The following is a 20,423-nucleotide window of genomic DNA, read 5'->3' as shown; positions in this document are numbered from 1 at the left end:
CGGGTGCGCGCGTCCCGGCTGATCTCGCTGCTCCTGTTGTTGCAGGCGCGCGGGTCGATGACGGCGGGTGAGCTGGCGCGGGAGCTGGAGGTTTCCGAGCGGACCGTCTACCGGGACGTGTTGGCGCTCTCCGCCGCCGGGGTGCCGGTCTACGCCGACCGGGGCCGCGCCGGCGGGTACCGGTTGCTCGGCGGTTACCGCACCCGACTGACTGGGCTGACCCGGGACGAGGCGGAGGCGCTCTTCCTCTCCGGGCTGCCCGGCCCCGCCGGCGACATGGGGCTCGCCGACGCGGTCGCCGCCGCCGAGTTGAAGGTGCTCGCCGCCCTGCCGCCGGCCCTGCGCGACGCCCCGGCCCGTGCCGGGCAGCGGTTCCATCTGGACGTGCCGGGTTGGTTCCGGGAGACCGCGCCGCCGCCGTGGCTGACCGAGCTGGCCCGGGCGGTCTGGCGCGACCGGGTGGTGGAGCTGCGCTACCGGCGCGGTGACCGGGAGGTGGCCCGGCGGGTCCAGCCGTACGGGCTGGTACTCAAGAGTGGTGTCTGGTATCTGGTCGGCCGCGTCGACGACGACACCCGCACCTATCGGGTGGACCGGGTCACCGGGGTCGAGGTGGGCGAGGAGAGCTTCGAGCGGGATGAGGGCTTCGACCTGGCCGGGCACTGGCGCGAGCAGGCCGGGTCGTTTCTGCGGACCGTGCTGCGGGCCGAGGTCACCGTTCGGCTCAGCCCGGCGGGTCTGCGCCAGCTCCGGCACCTGGTGGATGCCCCCTTCGTGTACGACGAGCTGGTCGCCGCCGCCGGAGCACCCGACGGGCAGGGCTGGGTGGTTGGCCAGCTGCCCGTCGAGTCCGTCGAGGTCGCCTACCACCAGCTGCTGGGGCTCGGCCCCGAGGTGGAGGTCCTCGGCCCGCCCGAGCTGCGGCGGTTGTTCACCGACGCGGCCGACCGGCTGCGGGCGCTCTACCGGTAGCCGGTGACGTCCGAGGGCTTGCCCGCGTCGACCACCTCGACGATGTACCGGAACCCCTCCGGCTGGCTGCCGTCGAGGTCGGTGAATCCGTACACCTTGGACAGTGCGCCGGCGTCCACGGACTGGCCGTTCCAGCGGGCCTTCTCCTCGTCGGCGGCGAGCGCCGCCACCGCGCGGCCGACGAAGGCCGGGGTCTCCGAGATGAGGAAGTTCTGGTCGGTGGCGGCGCCGTCGCGCCAGTTGTCCTCGGTCACTCCGAAGTGCTCCAGCATCGCCTCGGAGCGGATCCAGCCGGGGGTGAGCGCCACCGCCGTGCAGCCGTGCGGCTTCAGCTCGTGCGCCTGGCTGAAGGCGAGCCGGTTGACCGACACCTTGGCCAGGTCGTAGAAGACCGAGAGCCGGTAGTTGTCGTCGTTGTACGCCTTGGTGCCGTCGCCCATCTCCACCAGCAGCCCGCCGGGCTTGCGGATCAGCAGCGGCAGGGCGAAGTGGCTGGTGATGATGTGGGTGTCGATGGCCAGTCGCAGGGTCCGGAAGCCCGCGTCCAGCGGCTGCTCCCAGACCGGCTTCTCCCAGGTGACCAGCGGGTCGCCGCCCCAGATGTCGTTGACCAGCACGTCGAGTTGGCCCTGCTCGGCGTCGATCCGGGCGACGAGGTCGCGGACCTGCTCGGGCACCAGGTGGTCGACCTGGACGGCGATGCCCGTGCCCCCGGCCTCGGTGACCAGGTCGGCGGTCTCCTCGATGGTCTCCGGCCGGTCCATCTCCGAGCGACCGGTGCGGCTGCTGCGACCGGTGGCGTACACGGTGGCGCCAGCCGCGCCGAGCTGGACGGCGATCTGCCGACCCGCGCCCCGGGTGGCACCGGCGACGAGCGCGATCTTTCCTGCGAGCGGTTGTGTCATACCTGCGAGGTTGTCAGCGATACCTGACAACCGGTGTCCGAATTCGTTACCCGGACCTAGTCCACCAACCGGACGCGGACCCGGCGGTTGGCGCGGCCCTTGCTCTCCACCTTCACGACCTGCACCTTGCCGATCTGGGCGGTGGACGCGACGTGGGTGCCGCCGTCGGCCTGCACGTCCAGGCCGACGATGTCGACGATCCGGACCTCCTGCTCATCCGGCGGGATGAGGTTGGACTGGGTACGGATTATGTCCGGCAGGGCCAGCGCCTCGGTGCGCGGCAGCACTCGCGTGGCGACGGAGCGGTCGGCGGCCACCTCGGCGTTGACCAGCTCCTCGATCCGACTCTTGAAGTCCGGGGGCACCTCGGGGAGGTTGAAGTCCATTCGGGCCTCGCCCGGTTCCATCGAGTTCCCGGTCACGAGCGCGCCGAAGTCGCGGAACACCACACCGCAGAGCACGTGCAGCCCGGAGTGGGTACGCATCAGCCGGGTGCGGCGCTCGTCCTCCACCGCGCCGACGACCTCGGTGCCGGCGGGCGGCAGCGGGTCACCCTCGGCGGGAATCAGGTACGGGTCGTCGCCCTTGCGGGTGCCGACGATCCGGGTCTGCACGCCCTGCCACAGCAGCACGCCGTGGTCCGGCGGTTGGCCACCGCCGCCCGGGTAGAACGCCGAGCGGTCCAGCACGATGCCCTGCTCGGCGTCGGCGTGCAGGACCGTGCACGTCCACTCACGCAGGGTCGGGTCAGCTAGGTCGAGCCGGTGCGTCCGGCCATGTTGTGTGACGCCCATGACAGGGCACGTTACTCGTTGAGGAAGCCGGCGATGCGGTCCCGCAGGTCGGCGCGTTCCGACCAGAGGACGCCGGGCCGGTCGTACACGTGCAGGGTGGCCTGGGGCAGCGCGGCGGCGAGTCGCTCGGCGACCTCGACCGGGTGCAGGTCGTCGCCCGCGTTGGCGATCACCAGCGCTGGCGCGGTCACCGCCGCGAGGGCGGTGGTGTCGCGCAACGGCGTCTGCTCGGCGAGGCTCGCCAGGCCGGCGGCCAGACCGTCGCGGAGCAGCTGGTCGAGCCGTTGCCGCAGGTACGCCCAGCCGGCGGGAGTGTTACGCACCGCAGGAGGCAGCTCCAGGGTGACGACGTCGGCGACCGCCGAGGCGTCCCCGCTCTCCACCGCCTCCAGCAGGTCCGTGATGCGTTCCTGCGCGACCGGGCCACGCGGCCGGTCGAGCACCGCGGGTAGGAAGAAGACCAGCTTCTCGAAACGGTCCGGGCTCTCCACGAGCAGCCGGCAGAGGGCACCGGCGCCGAGGCTCGCGCCGAACGCCCGACTGGCCCCGCCGAGGTCCGCGATCGCCCGTAGGTCCCGAGCGAGGTCCAGGTAGTTCCACGGCCCGTCCGGGGCCTCGGAACGGCCATGCCCACGGAACTGGAAGAACACCTTGCGGCCCGTCACCCCACTGCCGAACGGGCGGGTGGTGGCGATGCCGTTGCCCAGCCCGTGCGCGAACACGGTCACCGGGTCACCGGTGCCGGTGACCAGCCGCTCCAGCCGTACGCCGTGCGGGGTGGCGACCAGGTCGGTGTCCGGCTCCGGCAGCGCCGGGCGGCCGGTACGCGGCCCACCCGGACCGGGCCCCCAGGTGCGGGGGCCGCTGTCCGGTGGGGGTGGCCAGCGGAAACCTCTCACCAGAACCCTTTGCCGTCGCTGAGGTCGCGAAGGCCGACCCGAACGTCGAGCAGGTAGATGAGACCGGCGGCGATGCCGACCAGTCCGAAGAGGCTGATCGGCCCGAAGCCGAGCAGGGTCAGCACGAGACAGACCGCCAGGATGGCGATCCAGCCACCCTTGGGCAGTGTCCCGATGGCGGGGAAGGCGTCGGAGCGCTGGGTGATCGCGTGGACCAGGGCGACGCCCTGGACGATCAGCGCGAAGACGAGCAGGATCAGCTCGATCACGTAGCGGACTTCGAACGCGAAGATCGGCGCGGCGTTGGCCATGCCGGCAAGCTTATGTCGAGGACCCCGGCTACGTCCGACAAGGACGCCGCCGGGGTCGTCGACATGGCGAACTACTCGGCCGCCGGGCGGGTCCGCTTGGTGGCCCGGGGCAGCTTCGCCGACGGGGTCGCGGCCGGCTTGGCGGCCTTCGGTGCACGGGCTGCCTTCTTGACGGCGGCCGGCTTGGCCTCGGCGATCTCGGCCACGTCGGCCGGGGTCGGCACGTCGGCCGGGATCGTGGTGGCGGGAGCCGGGGTGGTGGCGGGAGCCGGGGTGGTGGCGGGAGCCGGGGTGGTGGCGGCGGTCGCCGGCACACCCTCGGTGGCCTCGATGTCGGCGTTGACCGTCTCGGCGGCCTCCAGCACACCGGCGCCGACGACGCGCTCACCACGGGCGACCAGCGCACCGTACGCGGCGAAGGCCCGCTCCTGGGCGGCCTGGGCGCCCGCGTACACCATGATGGCGTTGCGGGTCGCGGCAGCGCGCAGCTTGTCGAGGTCGGTGACCTCGCGCAGCTTGGCCAGGTCGGCGGCCTCGCGCAGCTTGGCCAGCTCGGCCGAGTCGCGCAGCTTGGCCAGGTCCAGTTCGGCCTGCGCCCGCTCGCGCAGCGTGCCGGCGGTCTCGTTGGCGGTACGCAGGGTCTCGGTGGCCTTCTGGCGCAGCTCGTAACCGGTCAGCACGGCCCGACCGCCCAGGTCGGCGACGACCCGGGTGCTGAGGACGCCGACCACGGCCGGCAGCTTGCGCAACTGCTCGATGGCCAGCTCACCGGCGCCAGCGGCGGCGTAGATCGGGGCGGGGATGCGGTTGGTCTTCGGCTCGCTCATGACGTCTCCTCTTCGGCCGCCGTGGCGGCCTCGCGGACCGCCGGACCGGCGGCCTTCTTCTCGGGGGTGTTGGTGCTGCCCGGGGCGGGTGCGGTGCCCGCCTCGGTGACGGCGACCGACTCGAGTACAGCCTCGGTCGGGGTGCCGCCTGCGGTGGTGGGGCCGGTGGCGGCCAGATTGGCCAGGTCGGCGGGTTGATCGCCGACATCGGTCGGGGTGGTCGCCCCGGCCGTGCCGCCGGTGGCCCCGGTGCCGCTGCCCTCGGCGGGGGCCTGGGCGTCGGCCAGCCGGGTGTTCTCCCGGCGGAACGTCTCGTAGATCTGGGTGAGTGACTGCTTCTGGGCCATCGTCAGGTCGGCATCAACGGCGATGGCCGCGAGCACGCCGTGGCCTTCCTTGTCGTCGAGCAGCCCGGCGCGCAGGTACATCGCCGGGGTGGAGACCCGCAGCGCGCTCGCCAGTTGCTGAAGCACCTCGGCGCTGGGCTTGCGCAGGCCGCGCTCGATCTGGCTGAGGTACGGGTTGCTGACCCCCGCCTGCTCGGCGAGCTGACGGAGCGAGATCTTGGCGTTCCGCCGAAGATCGCGGATGAACCCGCCGACGTCGGGAAGGTCCTTCGGTGTGGCCATGACCGCGACGTTAACCGGCCGCGCTAGCTCTTGCAAGCAAAACGCTAGCCACAGTTAGCAAGGTCTCAGCGGGCGGTTGCGCCCCGCTCCCCCGATCCGTACGGTCCGTCCGTGCACAAGATCACAGTCAATGGAGCAAGCATCGCGTACGACGAGGCGGGCACCGGTTCGCCCGTCGTACTGCTGCACGCTGGCATCGCCGACCGGCGAATGTGGCGAGGGCAGCTTCCCGCGCTCGCCGCCCGCCACCGGGTGATCGTCCCGGACCTGCGCGGCTACGGGGACTCGGAGCTGCCGCCGACCCCGTTCGCGCACCACGACGACGTGGCCGGCCTGCTGGACGCGCTCGACCTGCCCCGTGCCGCCCTGGTCGGCTGCTCCTTCGGCGGGGCGGTCGCCATCGACACCGCACTGGCCCACCCCGACCGGGTGAGCGCACTTGCGCTGTTCGACACGGCGGTCTCCGGCAACGAGTGGTCCGAGGAGGCGAACGACCTCTGGGACGACCTGGTCGGCGAGGTCGACCCCGACGACTTCGTCGCCGGCGCTGCCGGTGAGGTGCGGTTCTGGGTGGTCGGCCCGGGCCGCCAGCCGCAGGACGTCGACCCCGCGCTCCTCGCGTTCGCGCAGGAGATGGACCAGCGTGCGCTCGCCGCCGAGTTGGCGCTCGGTGCGGTCGAGGTGGGAGAGCTGACGCCGCCGGCGATCGGTCGCCTCGGCGAGCTGACAGTGCCCGTCCTGGTCACCGCCGGCGCCGCCGACGTACCGGATATCAGCCGGCTCGCCGACCGGATCGCCGCCGAGGTCCCCGGCGCGGTACGGCTGCCGGACGTGCCGGACGCCGCACACCTGTTGCCGCTGGAGCGTCCGGAGCCGGTCAACGCCGCACTGCTCGACTTTCTGAGCTAGACGACAGTCACCAGAGCGGGCGGACCGCGCCGACCGGGACACCGCCGCCGAAGAGCGGCACCTCGGCGTACTCGGTCAGCACCGGGGCGTCCACGCCGAGCCGGCGCAGCGCGGAGACCAGCACCGGCATCCGGGCCCGGTCGGCGCCGTCGTCGATCTTCAGTGCGACGGCGCCGACACCCGGCAGGGCCACCGCGATCACGCCCTCGGCACCGACCTTGGCCAGCAGGCCCGGAACGCCGCGCATCAACCGGGTGTCGTCGGCCTGGGTGCCACCGACGATCTCCGGGTACGCGCGCATCGCGTCGGCCACCGTACGCGGCACCGAGCCGGGCTCGGCGTCGACCAGCCGGAGGAACGCCCCAGCCAGGCCGGTGAGCGACACCGCGAGCACCGGGGCGCCGCAACCGTCCACGCCCACCGCCGCCGCCTGCTCGCCGGTGAACTCCTCGATGGCCGCCCGCAACCGCTGCTGCAACGGGTGCTCCGGCCGCCAGTAACCATCCAGCGGCCAACCGGCGGCCTCGCAGGTCAGCAGCATCCCGCTGTGCTTGCCGGAGCAGTTCATCTGCACCCGGTTCGGGCCGCCCCCGGCGCGCAGCACGGCCTCCCGGGCGGCCACGCCCACCGGCAGGTCGGGCGGGCAGTGCAGGGCCGAGGCGTCCAACCCGGCCCGCTGGAGCAACGCACCGACCCGGGCCAGGTGGAAGTCCTCACCGGCGTGACTCGCCGAGACCAGCGCCACGTCGGCCGGGTCGGTCAACGGCAGACCGGCACGCAGCATCCCGATCGCCTGCATCGGCTTGCTGGCCGAGCGGGGGAAGATCGGCGACGTCACGTCCCCGGCGGACGCCACCGCCGCACCGGCGGCGTCCAGCACCACCACCGAGCCTCGGTGCGCCCCCTCCACGAACCCGGAACGGACCACCTCGGCGAGTGGAGAGCCACCCTCGTACGTCTTCGTCACGCGCTGGACGGTACCGACGGTGCCGGGGTGCCCGTCGGCGGGGTGACCAGGTGGTCCTCCGCTCGGGTGACAGGAGCGTGGGACCGGCCCGGCCTTACAGACCGAGCAGCTCGCGAGCCTCGGCGGTGGTCAGCGGCGGGCGTTGAGCGAGCTGGGCGAAACCCACAGCGCGGGCGACCAGTTGCATGTTGGACTCCACCGGACGGCCCTTGGCGTACGTCACTGTGTCCTCCATACCGACCCGCAGGTGCCCGCCGGTCGACAGGGAGGCCAGCAGCACCGGAATCGTGCTGCGGCCGACCCCGGTGGCCGAGAACGTGGTGCCCTCGGGCAGGTCCCGCAGCATCCGGTGCGCCGCGACCAGCGTCTCGGTGGTGCCCGGCATACCGCCCGGCACGCCCATCACGAAGTCGACGTGCACGTGCCCGCCAGCCGGCAGGCCGTACCTGCCGAGCAACCGCTGCAACGCGGACAGGTGGCCGAGGTCGAAGATCTCGTACTCCGGCACGATCCCGCGTTCCTGCATCCGGGTGTGCAGGTCGACGATGAACTCCCAGCGGTTGAGGAAGACGTCGTCGCCGAAGTTGACGGTGCCCATCGTGCACGAGGCCATGTCCGGCCTGGCGTCGAGGACGGCCAGCCGAGCAGCCTCCGGATCGGTCACCGCGCCGCCGGAGGAGAGCTGCACGATCAGGTCCGTGCTCTCCCGCAGCGCCGCCACCGTGTCGGCCAGGCGCACCGGGTCGAGGCTCGGCCGCGCCTCGTCGTCGCGGATGTGGACGTGGATCACGGCAGCGCCGAGCGCCTCGCACTCCTTGGCGGTGAGCAGCAACTCGTCGAGGGTCACCGGCAGCGCCGGCACCTCTGCCTTGGCCGACTCAGCGCCGGTCGGGGCCACCGTGATCAACGTCCCTGTTGTCATGCCGGCGATCCTAGACGGCCCGCTCAGGACGGGTCGATCGCCGCCGCGGTCTCGCCGATCATCAGCGCGGCGTCGTCGGAGACGTTCCGCTTGATCACGGCGAGAGCGACCTGACCCAGCTCGTGGTGCAGCACCGCGGTGCCGACGAAGCCGACCGCCCGGCCGTCGAGGGTCACCGGCGTACCGGCCGCCGGCGGCTGGTCGGTGGTCACCCCGTCCAGGTGCAGGAGTACGAGGCGGCGCGGCGGCCGACCCATGTTGTGCACCCGGGCCACCGTCTCCTGCCCCCGGTAGCAACCCTTGTCCAGGTGCACCGCCGGGCCGATCAGGTCCACCTCGGCCGGGATGGTCCGGTGGTCGGTGTCCACCCCGACCCGGGGCTGGCGCGCGGCCACCCGGATCGCCTCGTACGCCCAGAGCCCCGCGACCGGCACGCCCGCGCCGCGCAGCTCCGCCACGACCTGGTCCATCGCCGAGCGGGGCACCAGCAGGTCCACCCCGAGCGGGCCGCGGCGGGCCCAGCCGCCGATCGGCAGCGGTCGTACGTCGTACCGGGCGCTCGCCCGGAGTGGCACGGCACCGTGCGGGAACTTCGGACCCGGCACCGCGACCTGGTCCGGCGCGGCGAGCCCGGTCACGCCGAGCGTGCTCAGCGCCTCCGTCGCCGCCGGCCCGACCAGGGACAACAGTGCCCGCTCGGCGGTCGCGTCGCGCGGCTCGACCTTGCTGAAGAACCGCATCTTGTTCAGGTAGGCCAGCAGACCCTCGGTGGCCCCCGGCTCGGTGTCCAGCCAGGTGGTCTCGCCGTCCTCCGCGACCATGGCGTGCTGCTCGATGTGGCCGTGCGGGGACAGCACCAGCAGTTCGGTGCCCTCACCGGCGGCCAGTGCGCTCAGGTGCTGCGAGGTGACAGTGTGCAGCCAGCTGGCCCGCTCTTCCCCGGGCACCGCGATGATCCCCCGGTGCGACCGGTCGACCAGACCGACAGCGGTGTCGAGGGTGCGCTGCTCACGCAGCGGGTCGCCGTAGTGTGCGGCCACCCCCCGCACCCCGGCCGCGACATGCGCCGGATCCGGCTGGTCACGGCTGGCCTCGTCGATGCCCTCGACGGCCACCGCGCCCGCGATGTCGATCATTTGTCGTCCCCGTTCTCGCAGCGTACGCAGACGCCGAAAAGTGACACGTGCCCGATATCCACCCGGAACCCCCGCTGCGTGGCCAACTGGTCGGCGAGCGGGCGCAGCAGCTCCGGATCGATCTCGTCGATCGCGCCGCACTCCCGGCAGACCAGGTGGACGTGTTGGTGCTCACCGGCCGCGTGATAGGTCGGTGAGCCGTGCGACAGGTGCGTGTGGGTGACCAGGCCGAGCCGTTCCAACAGCTCAAGCGTGCGGTAGATGGTGGTGATGTTGACGCCGGCCGCGACCTCCCGGACGGCGGTGTGCACCTGCTCCGGGCTGGCGTGCCCCAGATCGAGCACCGCCTGGAGGACGAGCTGCCGTTGGGCCGTCAGCCGCAGCCCACGGGCCCGCAGCATTTCCGCGAGGGAGGATTCGGACACCGTCCGATCATAGTTCGGCCACCAGGCTGCTCCTCACATCGCGATCGACCGCCACTACGCTCGACGGTCATGGTGAAGTCGTCCGGCGGGGAGGTCACGGCCGGCCCGACCGCGCGGATCGCCGTGCTCGGGCGCGGCCTGATTCCGACCGGCGACCCCGTGCTTCGCGGCGACGACCTCGGAGTCCTGCACGGCGACGGCATCTTCGAAACCATGCACCTGCGGCACGGCCGGCCGTGGCTGCGCGACGAGCACCTGGCCCGCCTGGTCGCGGCGGCCTTGGCCATCGACCTGCCCCTACCCCCCACCGCAGCGCTGACCGACCTGCTCGACGAGGTACGCGCGGACTGGCCGACGCCCGTGGAAGGGGCGCTCCGGCTGGTCTGCACGAGGGGCCCGGAGGCCGGCGGCCCCCCGACGGTCTACGCCACGCTGGCCGAGGTGCCGGCGCCTTCCCGGGCAGCCCGGCGGAACGGGATCAATGTGGCCACCCTGCCGCTGGGGGTGCCCGCCGACACTCGCCCCGGGCTGAGCTGGCTGCCGGCCGGGATCAAATCCACGTCGTACGCGGTCAGCAGCGCCGCCCGCCGCTGGGCCGGCCGGGCCGGCGTGGACGACGTGCTGTGGGTCTCCTCCGACGGCTACGGGCTGGAGGGCCCCACGGCCAACGTGGTGTGGCTCACCGACGACACGCTCTGCACGGTGCCGGCCGCGACAACCGGCATCCTCGCCGGCACGACCGTCGCCTGGTTGCTCGCCCACGCCGCCGAGCTGGGCCTGAACACCGCCGAGCGGCTGGCCACGGTGGCCGAGCTGCACGCCGCGGACGGCCTGTGGTTCACCTCGTCGCTACGCGGAGCCGCCGAGGTGCACACGCTGGACGGGGTGCGTCGAGCTCGCTGCCCGCGCACCCCCGCCCTGCACGCCCTGCTGGGTTTCCCCGTCTAGTCAGCCGCCGACCCGGACGAGCCGGGCGGAGAGGTGCGGGCTGAGACCGTGGCCCATGGCGGCCATCTCCTGGGCGTAGAGCAGCGCACCCTCGACGATGCCGAAGAGCCGCTTGCCACCGGTGACCTCCTTGGCGGTCGGAGTCCGGACCACGGCGTCGGTGGCGAACTCGACCTGGGTGCCGGTGCGCTTGCCCAGGTGCAACTCCATCACCCCGGTCGGGGTGCTCAGCAGCGCCTCCAGCTCGTCGGTCGCCCGCCCGTCCACCAGCACCGGCCGCCACCAGCCGATCTCACGACCGGCCGGCCGGACCGGCTTGCTCTGCTCGTCCAGGATCCAGGCGCGGGACTCGTAGTGCAGGAACGGTCGGCCGTCGTGGCTGATCCGGATCTCCTGCGCGTAGTCGAAGTCCTCGATGGTGGGGAAACCACCCTTGCCCCGGCCGCGCCACAGCCCGATGTAGGGCAGCAGGCCATCCAGCGCGGGGTGCAGCTTCGGCCCGACCCGCAGGTCGTGGCTCTCCTCGAACGGGTACTCCTCGACCGGCGGCGCGTTCAGCCACGGCGGCTGCAGCGGGTTCTCGCTCACAGGGCCACCTTCGTTCGCGACTGCGGGGCTCGCAGACCCGGCTCACTCCTCGCGCTCACCAGCGTCCTCTCGAAATGCGTACGGCAAGGTAGACCAGGCCACCGGCGAGCCCGCCCAGGCCAGCGACCAACAGGCTGACAAACCCGATCTCGGTAACCATCCCGGCCATCCTATGCTGGGCCACATGGCCCGCACTCTCGTCGTCAAGGCCACCGCGGGGGCGGACGCCCCGGAGCGGTGCGCGCAGGCATTCACTGTCGCCGCGACGGCTGTCGCGGCCGGGGTGGACGTGTCGCTCTGGCTGACCGGTGAATCGACCTGGTTCGCGCTGCCCGGTCGCGCCCAACAGTTCGAGCTGCCGCACTCCGCACCGCTGGCCGAGTTGCTGCACGTCATCCTGACCAGTGGCCGGGTGACTGCCTGCACCCAGTGCGCCGCCCGCCGGGAGATCGGCCCGGACGACGTGTTGCCCGGGGTGCGGATCGCGGGCGCCGCGGTTTTCGTCGAGGAGGCGTTGGCCGAGGGCGCGCAGGCACTCGTCTACTGACCATCCGACCCGGTGGGGCTGATCCGGGCGGAGTGCCGATACCGACCCGACATCTCGGACGGCTGCCTACGATTCGGATGTGACCGAGGCGGCGGAGAGGTTCTTCGAATCACTGCCGGCGCGCGCCCCGGACGTCCTGGGCGGCCTGGCCGACGGAACCCTGCAGATCGACCTCGGCAGCGACCACCGGACCGAGCACTGGCTGGTCCGGATGCGGCCCGGATCGGTGCAGGTCAGCCGCGAGCGCGGGCCGGCCGACGCCATCTGGTTCAGCAGCGCCGCCCTCTTCGATCGACTGATCACCGGCGAGGCGCAGGGTGTCGCGGCGGTGCTACGCAACGAGAGCACGTTCAGCGGAAACGTGGTGCTCTTCCTCGCCTTCCGTCGGTTCTTCCCCGACCCACCCGGCACCCGCGACCCCCGTGAGGTGGCCCGCCGGGCGGCCAGGCGATCGACGTGAAGGAACTCGTCAGCATTCTGGACGGCAACACCTTCCTGGTCAGCGACCGGCGGGGGGACATCGAGCCGTCCTACGACTTCCCCACCGGGCTGTTCTCCTTCGACACCCGGTTCCTGTCCAAGTGGGTGCTCACCCTGGACGGCCAGCGGCTGCACGCCCTCTCCGTCGACGACACGCAGTCGTACCGCACCAAGTTCTTTCTCGCCCCCGGCGAACCCACGCACTACCTGGACGCCAAGGCGTCGGTGATCCGCAGCCGGGCGATCGTGGGCAGCTTCGCGGAGGAGCTGACCGTCCTCAACCACACCGAGGCGGACGTCGAGTTCACCGTCCGGATCGACATCGCGGCCGACTTCGCCGACCTGTTCGAGATCAAGCACCGCCGGCAGAAACAGGGGCGCACCACTGTCACGGTCGCGGAGAACGAGTTGCGGCTGACCTACCGCCGGGAGGCGTTCCACCGGGAGACGACGGTCAGCACCAGTGCGCCGGGGCAGGTCGACCCCACCGGGATGACCTTCCGGATCCGGATAGCCCGCAACGGCAGGTGGACCACCCGGCTACGCGTGTCCAGCGTCGTCTTCGGGGCGCGCGGTGAGGACATCCGCGCGACCCTCCCCTACGGCGGCAGCCGCAGCGCGGACGCCATCCGGGCCGAGCAGCAGGAACTGATCGACCGGGCGCCGAAGCTCGGCTGCGACTGCCAGCCACTGGCCGGGGCGTACCGGCGCAGCCTCAACGACCTGGCCGCCCTGCGCTACGAGTCGATCGCCCTGGGCGTGCGGCTGATCGCCGCCGGACTGCCCTGGTTCATGACCCTGTTCGGCCGGGACAGCATCATCACCTCGTTGCAGGTGCTGCCGTTCCTGCCGGAGCTGGTCCCCCCGACCATCCTGATGCTGGCCGGACTACAGGGGCACCGGGTGGACGACTTCCGGGACGAGGAGCCCGGCAAGATCCTGCACGAGCTGCGGTACGGGGAGACCGCCGGCTTCGAGGAGCAGCCACACTCGCCGTACTACGGGTCGGCCGACTCGACACCACTGTTCATCATCCTGCTCGACGAGTACGAACGGTGGACCGGTGACGCCACACTCGTCCGCAAGCTGGAACCGCAGGTCCGCGCGGCGTTGCAGTGGATCGACACGTACGGGGACCTGCTCGGCACCGGCTACCTCTGGTACCAGACCCGCAACCCGGAGACCGGTCTGCAGAACCAGTGCTGGAAGGACTCCTGGGACGCCATCTCGTACGCCGACGGCGAGATGCCCGGCTTCCCCCGAGCGACCTGCGAACTTCAGGGGTACGCGTACGACGCGAAGATCCGGGCCGCCCGGCTGGCCCGGACCTTCTGGAACGACCCGGCGTACGCCGACCGGCTGGAGCGGGAGGCCGCCGACCTCAAGCGGCGGTTCGACCGCGATTTCTGGATCGCCGACCGCGAGTACTACGCGCTCGCGCTGGACGCCGACGGCCGGCAGGTGGACGCGCTCACCTCGAACATCGGGCACCTGCTGTGGAGCGGCATCGTGGACGAGTCCCGCGCCGGCAAGGTGGTCGAGCACCTGCTCGGGCCGCGCCTGTTCTCCGGGTGGGGAGTGCGGACGCTCGCCGAGGACGAGGGACGGTACAACCCGATCGGGTACCACGTCGGCACGGTGTGGCCGTTCGACAACTCGATCATCGCCTGGGGGCTGTGGCGGTACGGCTTCCGGAATGAGGCCGGGCTGATCTGCGACACGATGCTGGCCGCGTCCCGCTACTTCGAGGGGCGGCTGCCGGAGGCGTTCGCCGGCTACGCCCGCGACCTCACCGACTACCCGGTGGAGTATCCGACCGCGTGCAGCCCGCAGGCCTGGTCGACCGGCACTCCGCTGCTGCTGCTCCGGGTGATGCTGGGCCTGGAGCCGCAGGGCGAGCACCTGATCATCGACCCGGCCGTGCCACCGGGCATGGGCCGGGTGGAGCTGCTGGACATCCCCGGTCGGTGGGGGAAGGTCGACGCGTTGGGTCGCAGCCGTGACGCGGAGGATCAGCCAGGCGGCGGCTGATCCGAGCAAACCGCCCGGCTCAACCCGGGCAGCCGACGGTGGCGGCCAGCCGGGTCGCGTCCTCGTTGAGCTCGGCCAGCACGGTGACCGGGCCGGTGCGGTACGCGTACACCGGGGGTTGGTCCAGCAGTGGGGCGTTGCCGGCCAGCGCGGCGAACGCGGCTGTCGGCGCGGCCGGGCCGGGGCCCTCAGCGGAACGGACGGTGTGGGCCGACCCGCCGCCCGGGCAGGGTGCGGTGACCAGCTCCGGCGCGGCGTCGGCCGGGCGGTCGAGCGCCCGCAGCGCCGCGGTCAGGGCGGCGGCCTCGGGGCCGGCGGTGGCCCCGGCCGGTGTGTAGCCGGAGCCGACCGGTCGGCAACCGGTGTCGACGACCACTCGCACCCGGCCGTCCGCGGTTGGCCGTCCCTGGACGGCCACGAACTCTCCGGCGTCGGCGTACAGCTCGATGCCGTTCAGCCCGGGGCCCACCCCGGCCCGCCAGCTCGCCGGCAGCCGCTCGGCGATCCCCTCCAGCACGGTCTGCTCGGAGCCGGTGGGCGCGAGCACCCCGACGTCACGCCGCAGCCTCGCCCCGTCGGCGAACGGGGTGACCGGGCAACCCTCCGCGATCCGCGCCGGGCCCAGCTCCAGCAGACCGGCCGCACCGGCCGCCCGGGCCAGCTCGCCGATCGCCCGGTCGACCACCGGGCCGGCCTGGTCGAGGGACCGCTGCTCGCGCACGGTCGGTGGGTCGTCGCGGACCGACGTCCAGGTGAGCAGGGCCAGCAACACGGCCCAGGCCGCTGTCGCGGCCACCAACGCACGCCGCCACGACCGGGCAGGAGGCGGCGCGGTGGGACCGGCCGAAGGAGCCCAACCCGTCTGGACAGCACCGTTCACCCGGCCATGGTGTCACGGGTGTGCTGCCGGCCCACCGGCGGTCAGGTCGAGCGGGGTGGTGGATCGAGCCGGTAGCCGATCCCCTGGACGGTGTGCACCTGCGGCCCTCCCGGGAGACCACGCAGTTTGTGCCGGAGCTGCTTGACGGCGGAGTGCAGGATGGCGCTGCCCCGGTACGGGCCGCTCCACACGGCGGCGAAGAGCTGCTCGTAGCTCCACACCACCAGCGGTGGGCCGATGAGCAGGGCGAGCAGTTCCCGTTCGGTGGGGGTGAGCGGGAGCGGGTCCCCGCGCCAGGTGACCCGGTGTCCTGCCCGGTCGACGACCAGCTCACCCCACCTGACCAGGCCCTGCGGCACGCCGGCCGGCACGATCGCGGGACGGACCGGAGCGGCGGGCGGCACTGTCGAGGGACGGGCCGGCGGCGGGGTGGCCGGCGACGACAGCAGCTCGCGCAGCTCGGTCAGGTCGGCACAGCTGAGCACCGGGCCGAGGCCGTCGAGTTGACGCAGCACCCGCTCCCGCATCGACATGTCCGCGCTGACGCAGACGACGATCGGAACCTCTTCGCCGGACATGCCACCCTCACCTGTGATTTCCACCAGTAGATAGTGACGTATGCCGATTGATTTCGCGGCCCGTCCCGGCGGGACGGCGGTGACCGCCGAGGACCCGTGACCGGCTGTCGCCCACACCACCGGCGCCTCGCCGAACACACGACCGGGGCCGACCACCCCAGGAGGGTGACCGGCCCCGGTCGATCAGAGCAGTGGGTCAGGCGACGGTGACGCCAACCTCGTTGACGCCACGGCCAGCGGTGACGGCGGTGTCGCCGTTGCCGTGCCGGGACAGCGCCCGAAGCGTCCAGGAGCCCGGCGCGGCGAAGAACCGGAACTGGCCGGCTGGCGAGGTCACCACCTCGGCGGTGAACTCACCGGTCGAGTCGAGCAGCCGGACGTACGCGCCCGGCACCGGCTCGTCCTCGGTGGAGCGGACGATCCCGGTGATGACGGTTTCCTTCTCCAGGTCCAGACTGGCCGGCAACGGTGCGGCCTGGTCCGGTGCGGCGCAACCCGCGGCGATGGGGAGCGTCATGATCAGGCCTCCCCGGGTTCGTCACCGAGCGCGACCGGCACGCCGACCAGCGAGCCGTACTCGGTCCAGGAACCGTCGTAGTTCTTGACGTTGCGGTGGCCCAGCAACTCCTGGAGCACGAACCAGGTGTGCGAGGAGCGCTCGCCGATCCGGCAGTAGGCGATGGTCTCCTTGCCGTCGTCGAGCCCCGCGTCGCCGTAGATCTTGCGCAGCTCGTCGTCGGACCGGAAGGTGCCGTCCTCGTTGGCCGCCTTCGACCACGGGACGCTGATCGCGGTGGGGATGTGCCCGGCCCGCTGCGCCTGCTCCTGCGGCAGGTGGGCGGGGGCGAGCAGCCGGCCGGCGAACTCGTCGGGGCTGCGCACGTCGACCAGGTTCTTGGTGCCGATCGCGGCCACGACCTCGTCCCGGAAGGCCCGGATCGACGTGTCCGGCTCCTGCGCGACGTACTGCGTCGCCGGGCGGGCCACCGAGTCGGTGACCAGCGGGCGGGCATCCAGCTCCCACTTCTTGCGACCGCCGTCGAGCAGCTTCACGTCGCCGTGGCCGTAGAGCTTGAAGTACCAGTAGGCGTACGCGGCGAACCAGTTGTTGTTGCCGCCGTAGAGGATGACGGTGTCGTCGTTGCTGATGCCCCGCTCGGAGAGCAACGCCTCGAACTGCGTCTTGTTGACGAAGTCCCGGCGGACCTGGTCCTGCAGGTCGGTCTTCCAGTCAATCTTGATGGCGCCGGCGATGTGGCCGGTGTCGTAGGCCGAGGTGTCCTCGTCGACCTCGACGAAGACGACGCCCGGGGCGTCGAGGTTCTTCTCGGCCCATTCGGCCGAAACGAGTGCGGTGTCGCGACTCATCGAATCACTCCCTGGTGAGGATGGATGGTGAGCCAACGCGCGAGCATTGATGGGTGTAACTGTCGCACCACGCGCGGGACCCAGCGGAAGGACGGGATCACGGGTTCGTGCGACGGCGCCGCTGCCGGGCATTCGGTGGGATCACCGGAGGGTGCGAGAACCCTGTGCCGGTGGCCGCCGTCAGGCGGCCGGAGACAGCCCCGCCGTCAGATGACGGGGCGACACAGGCAGGTGGCCACGCGGCACAGGTCGACCGCGCGCCGTTTGGTGAGGTGGGTCCCCATGGCCAGGGAGCCTACCAGCCAGTGACGGGGCTGCCACTGAGCCGACCACCATCCGGGAATCGACCGGATCACCGGCCGGATGGGGTTCCCACTCAGCTGACGGAATTGATCGGTACGTTCTTCGCGTCGGCGGTGACCGCCAACCCTTCCGGCAGCGGCCGGACCTCCCGGACGGCGAGTTGGAACGGCAGGTCGGGCAGGGGCACGTCGATGGAGATGTCCTTGGCGAAGTTGTTCAGCAGGCCGCGCGCCAGAGGCAGGTTCGGCAGACCCGTGGCGTCCAGGTCGTTGAAACGCAGGGCGACGGCGCCGTTGTCTGCGACGGTGACGTCGGCGGTGCCGCTGATCGTGATCTTCCGACCGAGGATGTCGGCCGGACCCGTGACGGCGAGCTTGCCGTTCTGCTCGCCAAGCGTGAGCCCCGGACGCTTCAGCAGCGCGGCGAGGCTGTCGTAGCTGATCGTGCCGGTGCCGTTGACCGTGTCCGCCACGATGTCACCCTGGCCGGTGCGCAGAGTGTCCAGTGAGGCCCGGACGTTGCGGGCGTCCACGTCCAGCACCGACAGCCGCACGACGTCGCCCTCGACCGGCGCCTGCACGTCCCGAAGGTTGATGGTGATCCGCTGGTAGCGGCCATCGAGCACCTGGGTGAGGAACGGCGTGCCGCCCACCTCCACATCTGGCTCGGCGGATTGCGCGCCCTGCTTGGTGATCTCCTGGCGGACCCGGTCGGCGATCATCCGCTCGGCGACCCCGACCGCCACCCGGTCGGCGACGACCAGCAACCCCGCCACCACCAGGAGCAGGACGAACAGGCCGATGAGCAGCTTGCGGCCGCGCCGTCGGGGCCGCGCCCCGTCCGCCGGATAGTCCTCCGCCACGCCGCCTCCTGTCTCCACCCGCCGCACCGCGACGGGTCGTCCACACCGGTGCCGCTGCGCGGCGCACCCGTAGGTACCCGACCGGCTCCAGGCTCAACCGTGACTCAGAGGAAGAGCATGCACATCGCGTACGCGGCCGGTGCCGCCAGGGCGAAGCCGCCGAGCGGACCCTGCATGTGCCGGGCCACCCACATGGTGGGCGGTTCTCCGGCCATCAGCCGGCCCGCCTCCGCGTACCCGACGGCGAGGTCGGAGAGCACGGCGGCGACCGCCGCGACCAGGCCGATCACGGCGGCCCGGGTCGGCGTGAAGGGCGCCACCAGGTAGCTGCCGAGAAGTGCGCTGGTCAGCGTGCCGACCATCGCGCCAGCCACCACGCCAGCCGCGCCCCTGGGCACCTGCGGGGCCAGCCGGGGCCAGGGCAGGACGGCGTCGGTGAGCCGGGCGACGGTCAGCGCGACGCCGCTCGCCGTCAGGCAGACGGTGATCGCCTGGGTGCCGGCCGGGATCCGGCTGAGCACGATCAGGGTGCCGAAAGCCACCACCCCGACCACGATGAGCAGCGTGGCACCGAGGGAGTCGGTGACCCGGACCCGGTCCACGCGACGGACCAACTGGCCGAGCACCGCGGCGAGGAAGCCGCCGGCGGCCAGGTAGCCCAGCGGAGCCAGACCGGCGACGTCGGTCTGCACCGCGGCGATGTCGGCGAGTGCGGCAACAACGACGCTGATCCCGGCGACCACCAGCATCGCGGGCGGGCGCATGGCAATCGTCCAGGCGAGCACGAAGAGCAACTGGACGCCGAAGATGATGAAAGCGAACGGCAGCCGGTGACCGGGCCCGGACGTCTGCGCGCCGAGCACCAGGCCGACGCCGAGCAGCGCGGCGAAGCCGGCGATGGTCAACGCGAGCTGACGGTGCACCTCGACCGGGGGTATGACCTCCTCTTCCGGCTCGTCGATCTCGTCTTCGGATCGGCGCGCCGGTTCGCCGGAGCGACGGGCTCGGCGAGGCCCACTTCGTTCGCGGCGATCGCCGTCGGTGGTGGCCGGACCGGTACGCGGCGCGGGCGGGTTGCCGCGCGTCGCTGCGGCGGCCGGGCCCGGGTGGGGCCCGGCGGGCCACGATTCGCGGCCGGCCTCGGGCGAGGTGGAGGGAAACACGACCCGATCGTGCCAGACCGGCAGCCGGACACGACGGTCACGGGTTTCAGCAACGTTAAAATCTGCTCCACGATCAGGGGCAAGGTAGACAAACGGGAAATGGCCAGACGGCGCGGCCGAGGCGATCGGTTACGCTCAACCCCGTTACCCCGCCCGTCAGCGACGCCGGGACCACGCAATTTCTCAGCACACTCCCCCGCGAGTGTGTCTGGTCGCGTGCGGCCGAGCGCCGCCGGGACGGAGGTGATCGTGGAGATCCTGCTGCTGGTGACCGCGCGCGCAGGCGAACCGTCGGCTGTGCTGCCGGCACTCGACCTGTTGCCGCACTCGGTCCGCACCGCGCCGCGCGATGTCCGCACCCTGGTCGCGGGCCCCAGCCCCGACGCGGTGCTGGTGGACGCCCGGTCTGAGTTGAGCGAAGCCCGGGCGACCTGCCGGATGTTGCACGCCACCGGGCTCGGCGTGCCGCTGGTCGCGGTGGTGACCGAGGCCGGCCTGATCGCACTGAACGCCGACTGGGGCGTCGACGACGTCATCCTCGCCTCGGCCGGTCCCGCCGAGGTGGAGGCGCGACTGCGGCTCGCGGTCGGCCGCCTGAGCAACGCGACCGCCGGCGCCGGCGGCTCGATCCGGGCCGGTGAGCTGACCATCGACCCCGACACGTACGCGGCCAAGCTCAAGGGCCGCCCTCTCGACCTCACCTACAAGGAGTTCGAGCTGCTGAAGTTCCTGGCCCAGCACCCGGGGCGGGTGTTCACCCGGGACCAGCTCCTGCGGGAGGTCTGGGGCTACGACTACTTCGGCGGCACCCGCACTGTGGACGTGCACGTCCGGCGACTGCGCGCCAAGCTCGGCTCGGAGTACGAGTCGATGATCGGCACCGTCCGCCAGGTCGGCTACAAGTTCGTCGTCCCGCCGTCACGGTCCCTGCCCGAGGCGGAGCACGCGCCCCTGCCCGTCTGATCGACGAGTCACTCAG

The 20,423-nt window shown here is 72.1% G+C and carries 26 protein-coding genes; 7 read left to right on the top strand and 19 right to left on the bottom strand.

Annotated elements, in window-relative coordinates; genetic code table 11:
• The first annotated feature begins 3 nt into the window (after positions 1 to 3).
• Complete coding sequence (locus KBX34_RS15045) at positions 4 to 972, top strand: YafY family protein (RefSeq protein WP_088950376.1); 969 nt, start codon at positions 4 to 6, stop codon at positions 970 to 972.
• On the opposite strand, the gene KBX34_RS15040 is transcribed toward KBX34_RS15045, so the two are convergent.
• The 6 genes from KBX34_RS15040 to KBX34_RS15015 form a co-directional block, all read right to left on the bottom strand.
• On the bottom strand, positions 963 to 1,877 hold the full coding sequence (locus tag KBX34_RS15040) for an SDR family oxidoreductase (protein WP_210925495.1): 915 nt from the start codon (positions 1,875 to 1,877) through the stop codon (positions 963 to 965). The two genes, KBX34_RS15045 and KBX34_RS15040, sit on opposite strands and share 10 nt — an antisense overlap.
• Positions 1,878 to 1,933: 56 nt before the next feature.
• The gene (locus KBX34_RS15035; RefSeq protein ID WP_141911352.1) at positions 1,934 to 2,671 is read right to left on the bottom strand and encodes an alanyl-tRNA editing protein; all 738 of its coding nucleotides are present in this window, start codon (positions 2,669 to 2,671) and stop codon (positions 1,934 to 1,936) included.
• A gap of 11 nt (positions 2,672 to 2,682) precedes the next feature.
• A complete protein-coding gene (locus tag KBX34_RS15030; RefSeq protein WP_210925493.1) occupies positions 2,683 to 3,570 on the bottom strand; it encodes an alpha/beta fold hydrolase in 888 nt (295 codons plus the stop codon).
• Positions 3,567 to 3,881, bottom strand: coding sequence for a DUF2516 family protein (locus KBX34_RS15025; protein ID WP_210791087.1), 315 nt, complete (start codon positions 3,879 to 3,881; stop codon positions 3,567 to 3,569). The genes KBX34_RS15030 and KBX34_RS15025 overlap by 4 nt, the downstream gene beginning before the upstream one ends.
• 71 nt (positions 3,882 to 3,952) lie before the next feature.
• Positions 3,953 to 4,708, bottom strand: coding sequence for a hypothetical protein (locus KBX34_RS15020; protein WP_210925491.1), 756 nt, complete (start codon positions 4,706 to 4,708; stop codon positions 3,953 to 3,955).
• Positions 4,705 to 5,337, bottom strand: coding sequence for a helix-turn-helix domain-containing protein (locus KBX34_RS15015; RefSeq protein ID WP_210925489.1), 633 nt, complete (start codon positions 5,335 to 5,337; stop codon positions 4,705 to 4,707). The genes KBX34_RS15020 and KBX34_RS15015 overlap by 4 nt, the downstream gene beginning before the upstream one ends.
• A 111-nt stretch (positions 5,338 to 5,448) precedes the next feature.
• On the opposite strand from KBX34_RS15015, the gene KBX34_RS15010 reads away from it, so the two are divergent.
• Positions 5,449 to 6,246 carry an alpha/beta fold hydrolase gene (locus KBX34_RS15010; protein WP_210791096.1) on the top strand — a complete coding sequence of 266 codons (798 nt, stop codon included), beginning with the start codon at positions 5,449 to 5,451 and terminating at the stop codon, positions 6,244 to 6,246.
• Between the two features lie 7 nt (positions 6,247 to 6,253).
• Here KBX34_RS15010 and KBX34_RS15005 read toward each other — a convergent pair whose 3' ends face one another.
• From KBX34_RS15005 to KBX34_RS14990, 4 genes are all read right to left on the bottom strand, one after another.
• Positions 6,254 to 7,213, bottom strand: a complete 960-nt coding sequence (locus tag KBX34_RS15005) for an asparaginase (protein WP_088950384.1) — start codon at positions 7,211 to 7,213, stop codon at positions 6,254 to 6,256.
• Positions 7,214 to 7,307: 94 nt separating this feature from the next.
• The gene (locus tag KBX34_RS15000; RefSeq protein WP_179781158.1) at positions 7,308 to 8,135 is read right to left on the bottom strand and encodes a 3-keto-5-aminohexanoate cleavage protein; all 828 of its coding nucleotides are present in this window, start codon (positions 8,133 to 8,135) and stop codon (positions 7,308 to 7,310) included.
• Positions 8,136 to 8,158: 23 nt separating this feature from the next.
• Positions 8,159 to 9,271, bottom strand: coding sequence for a folate-binding protein YgfZ (locus tag KBX34_RS14995; RefSeq protein WP_099848906.1), 1,113 nt, complete (start codon positions 9,269 to 9,271; stop codon positions 8,159 to 8,161).
• Positions 9,268 to 9,696, bottom strand: a complete 429-nt coding sequence (locus tag KBX34_RS14990; RefSeq protein WP_088950387.1) for a Fur family transcriptional regulator — start codon at positions 9,694 to 9,696, stop codon at positions 9,268 to 9,270. The genes KBX34_RS14995 and KBX34_RS14990 overlap by 4 nt, the downstream gene beginning before the upstream one ends.
• 69 nt (positions 9,697 to 9,765) lie before the next feature.
• Here KBX34_RS14990 and KBX34_RS14985 point away from each other — a divergent pair, with 69 nt between their 5' ends.
• Complete coding sequence (locus tag KBX34_RS14985; RefSeq protein ID WP_210791105.1) at positions 9,766 to 10,644, top strand: aminotransferase class IV; 879 nt, start codon at positions 9,766 to 9,768, stop codon at positions 10,642 to 10,644.
• Here the strand turns inward: KBX34_RS14985 and KBX34_RS14980 are convergent, their stop codons facing one another.
• Together KBX34_RS14980 and mtfM are read right to left on the bottom strand one after the other, a co-directional pair.
• Positions 10,645 to 11,232 carry an FABP family protein gene (locus tag KBX34_RS14980; protein WP_099848910.1) on the bottom strand — a complete coding sequence of 196 codons (588 nt, stop codon included), beginning with the start codon at positions 11,230 to 11,232 and terminating at the stop codon, positions 10,645 to 10,647.
• Between the two features lie 55 nt (positions 11,233 to 11,287).
• Positions 11,288 to 11,392: a small membrane protein MtfM gene (mtfM, locus tag KBX34_RS34045; RefSeq protein WP_030327764.1), complete on the bottom strand. Its 105-nt coding sequence runs from the start codon at positions 11,390 to 11,392 to the stop codon at positions 11,288 to 11,290.
• A 12-nt stretch (positions 11,393 to 11,404) separates the two neighbouring features.
• Here mtfM and KBX34_RS14975 point away from each other — a divergent pair, with 12 nt between their 5' ends.
• From KBX34_RS14975 to KBX34_RS14965, 3 genes are all read left to right on the top strand, one after another.
• Positions 11,405 to 11,779 (top strand): DsrE family protein, encoded by a 375-nt coding sequence (locus KBX34_RS14975; protein ID WP_088950390.1) that lies wholly within the window; start codon positions 11,405 to 11,407, stop codon positions 11,777 to 11,779.
• Between the two features lie 79 nt (positions 11,780 to 11,858).
• The gene (locus KBX34_RS14970; RefSeq protein WP_210791107.1) at positions 11,859 to 12,239 is read left to right on the top strand and encodes an SCP2 sterol-binding domain-containing protein; all 381 of its coding nucleotides are present in this window, start codon (positions 11,859 to 11,861) and stop codon (positions 12,237 to 12,239) included.
• Positions 12,236 to 14,290 carry an amylo-alpha-1,6-glucosidase gene (locus KBX34_RS14965; RefSeq protein WP_210925487.1) on the top strand — a complete coding sequence of 685 codons (2,055 nt, stop codon included), beginning with the start codon at positions 12,236 to 12,238 and terminating at the stop codon, positions 14,288 to 14,290. The genes KBX34_RS14970 and KBX34_RS14965 overlap by 4 nt, the downstream gene beginning before the upstream one ends.
• Before the next feature lie 19 nt (positions 14,291 to 14,309).
• Here KBX34_RS14965 and KBX34_RS14960 read toward each other — a convergent pair whose 3' ends face one another.
• The 7 genes from KBX34_RS14960 to KBX34_RS14935 all read right to left on the bottom strand — a co-directional run bounded on the left by KBX34_RS14960 (position 14,310) and on the right by KBX34_RS14935 (position 19,444).
• The gene (locus KBX34_RS14960) at positions 14,310 to 15,086 is read right to left on the bottom strand and encodes a hypothetical protein (RefSeq protein ID WP_307871402.1); all 777 of its coding nucleotides are present in this window, start codon (positions 15,084 to 15,086) and stop codon (positions 14,310 to 14,312) included.
• 125 nt (positions 15,087 to 15,211) lie between these two features.
• Complete coding sequence (locus KBX34_RS14955) at positions 15,212 to 15,748, bottom strand: winged helix-turn-helix domain-containing protein (RefSeq protein WP_210925519.1); 537 nt, start codon at positions 15,746 to 15,748, stop codon at positions 15,212 to 15,214.
• Positions 15,749 to 15,944: 196 nt separating this feature from the next.
• Complete coding sequence (locus tag KBX34_RS14950) at positions 15,945 to 16,265, bottom strand: DUF1416 domain-containing protein (RefSeq protein ID WP_088950395.1); 321 nt, start codon at positions 16,263 to 16,265, stop codon at positions 15,945 to 15,947.
• 2 nt (positions 16,266 to 16,267) lie between these two features.
• On the bottom strand, positions 16,268 to 17,116 hold the full coding sequence (locus KBX34_RS14945) for a sulfurtransferase (RefSeq protein WP_088950396.1): 849 nt from the start codon (positions 17,114 to 17,116) through the stop codon (positions 16,268 to 16,270).
• A gap of 206 nt (positions 17,117 to 17,322) precedes the next feature.
• Positions 17,323 to 17,400 (bottom strand): Ms5788A family Cys-rich leader peptide, encoded by a 78-nt coding sequence (locus KBX34_RS34435; protein ID WP_310503780.1) that lies wholly within the window; start codon positions 17,398 to 17,400, stop codon positions 17,323 to 17,325.
• A 92-nt stretch (positions 17,401 to 17,492) separates the two neighbouring features.
• Positions 17,493 to 18,281 (bottom strand): DUF2993 domain-containing protein, encoded by a 789-nt coding sequence (locus KBX34_RS14940; protein WP_210791439.1) that lies wholly within the window; start codon positions 18,279 to 18,281, stop codon positions 17,493 to 17,495.
• Between the two features lie 104 nt (positions 18,282 to 18,385).
• The gene (locus KBX34_RS14935) at positions 18,386 to 19,444 is read right to left on the bottom strand and encodes a hypothetical protein (RefSeq protein ID WP_210925485.1); all 1,059 of its coding nucleotides are present in this window, start codon (positions 19,442 to 19,444) and stop codon (positions 18,386 to 18,388) included.
• A 243-nt stretch (positions 19,445 to 19,687) separates the two neighbouring features.
• On the opposite strand from KBX34_RS14935, the gene KBX34_RS14930 reads away from it, so the two are divergent.
• Positions 19,688 to 20,407 carry a response regulator transcription factor gene (locus KBX34_RS14930; RefSeq protein WP_179781168.1) on the top strand — a complete coding sequence of 240 codons (720 nt, stop codon included), beginning with the start codon at positions 19,688 to 19,690 and terminating at the stop codon, positions 20,405 to 20,407.
• Positions 20,408 to 20,423 lie beyond the last annotated feature (16 nt).

The organism is Micromonospora sp. M61 (genome assembly GCF_018070245.1).
In the GTDB taxonomy this organism is placed as follows: Bacteria; Actinomycetota; Actinomycetes; order Mycobacteriales; family Micromonosporaceae; genus Micromonospora; species Micromonospora zamorensis.
Note: the sequence above shows the minus strand (reverse complement) of the source record. Positions and strands in the feature narration are given on the sequence as shown.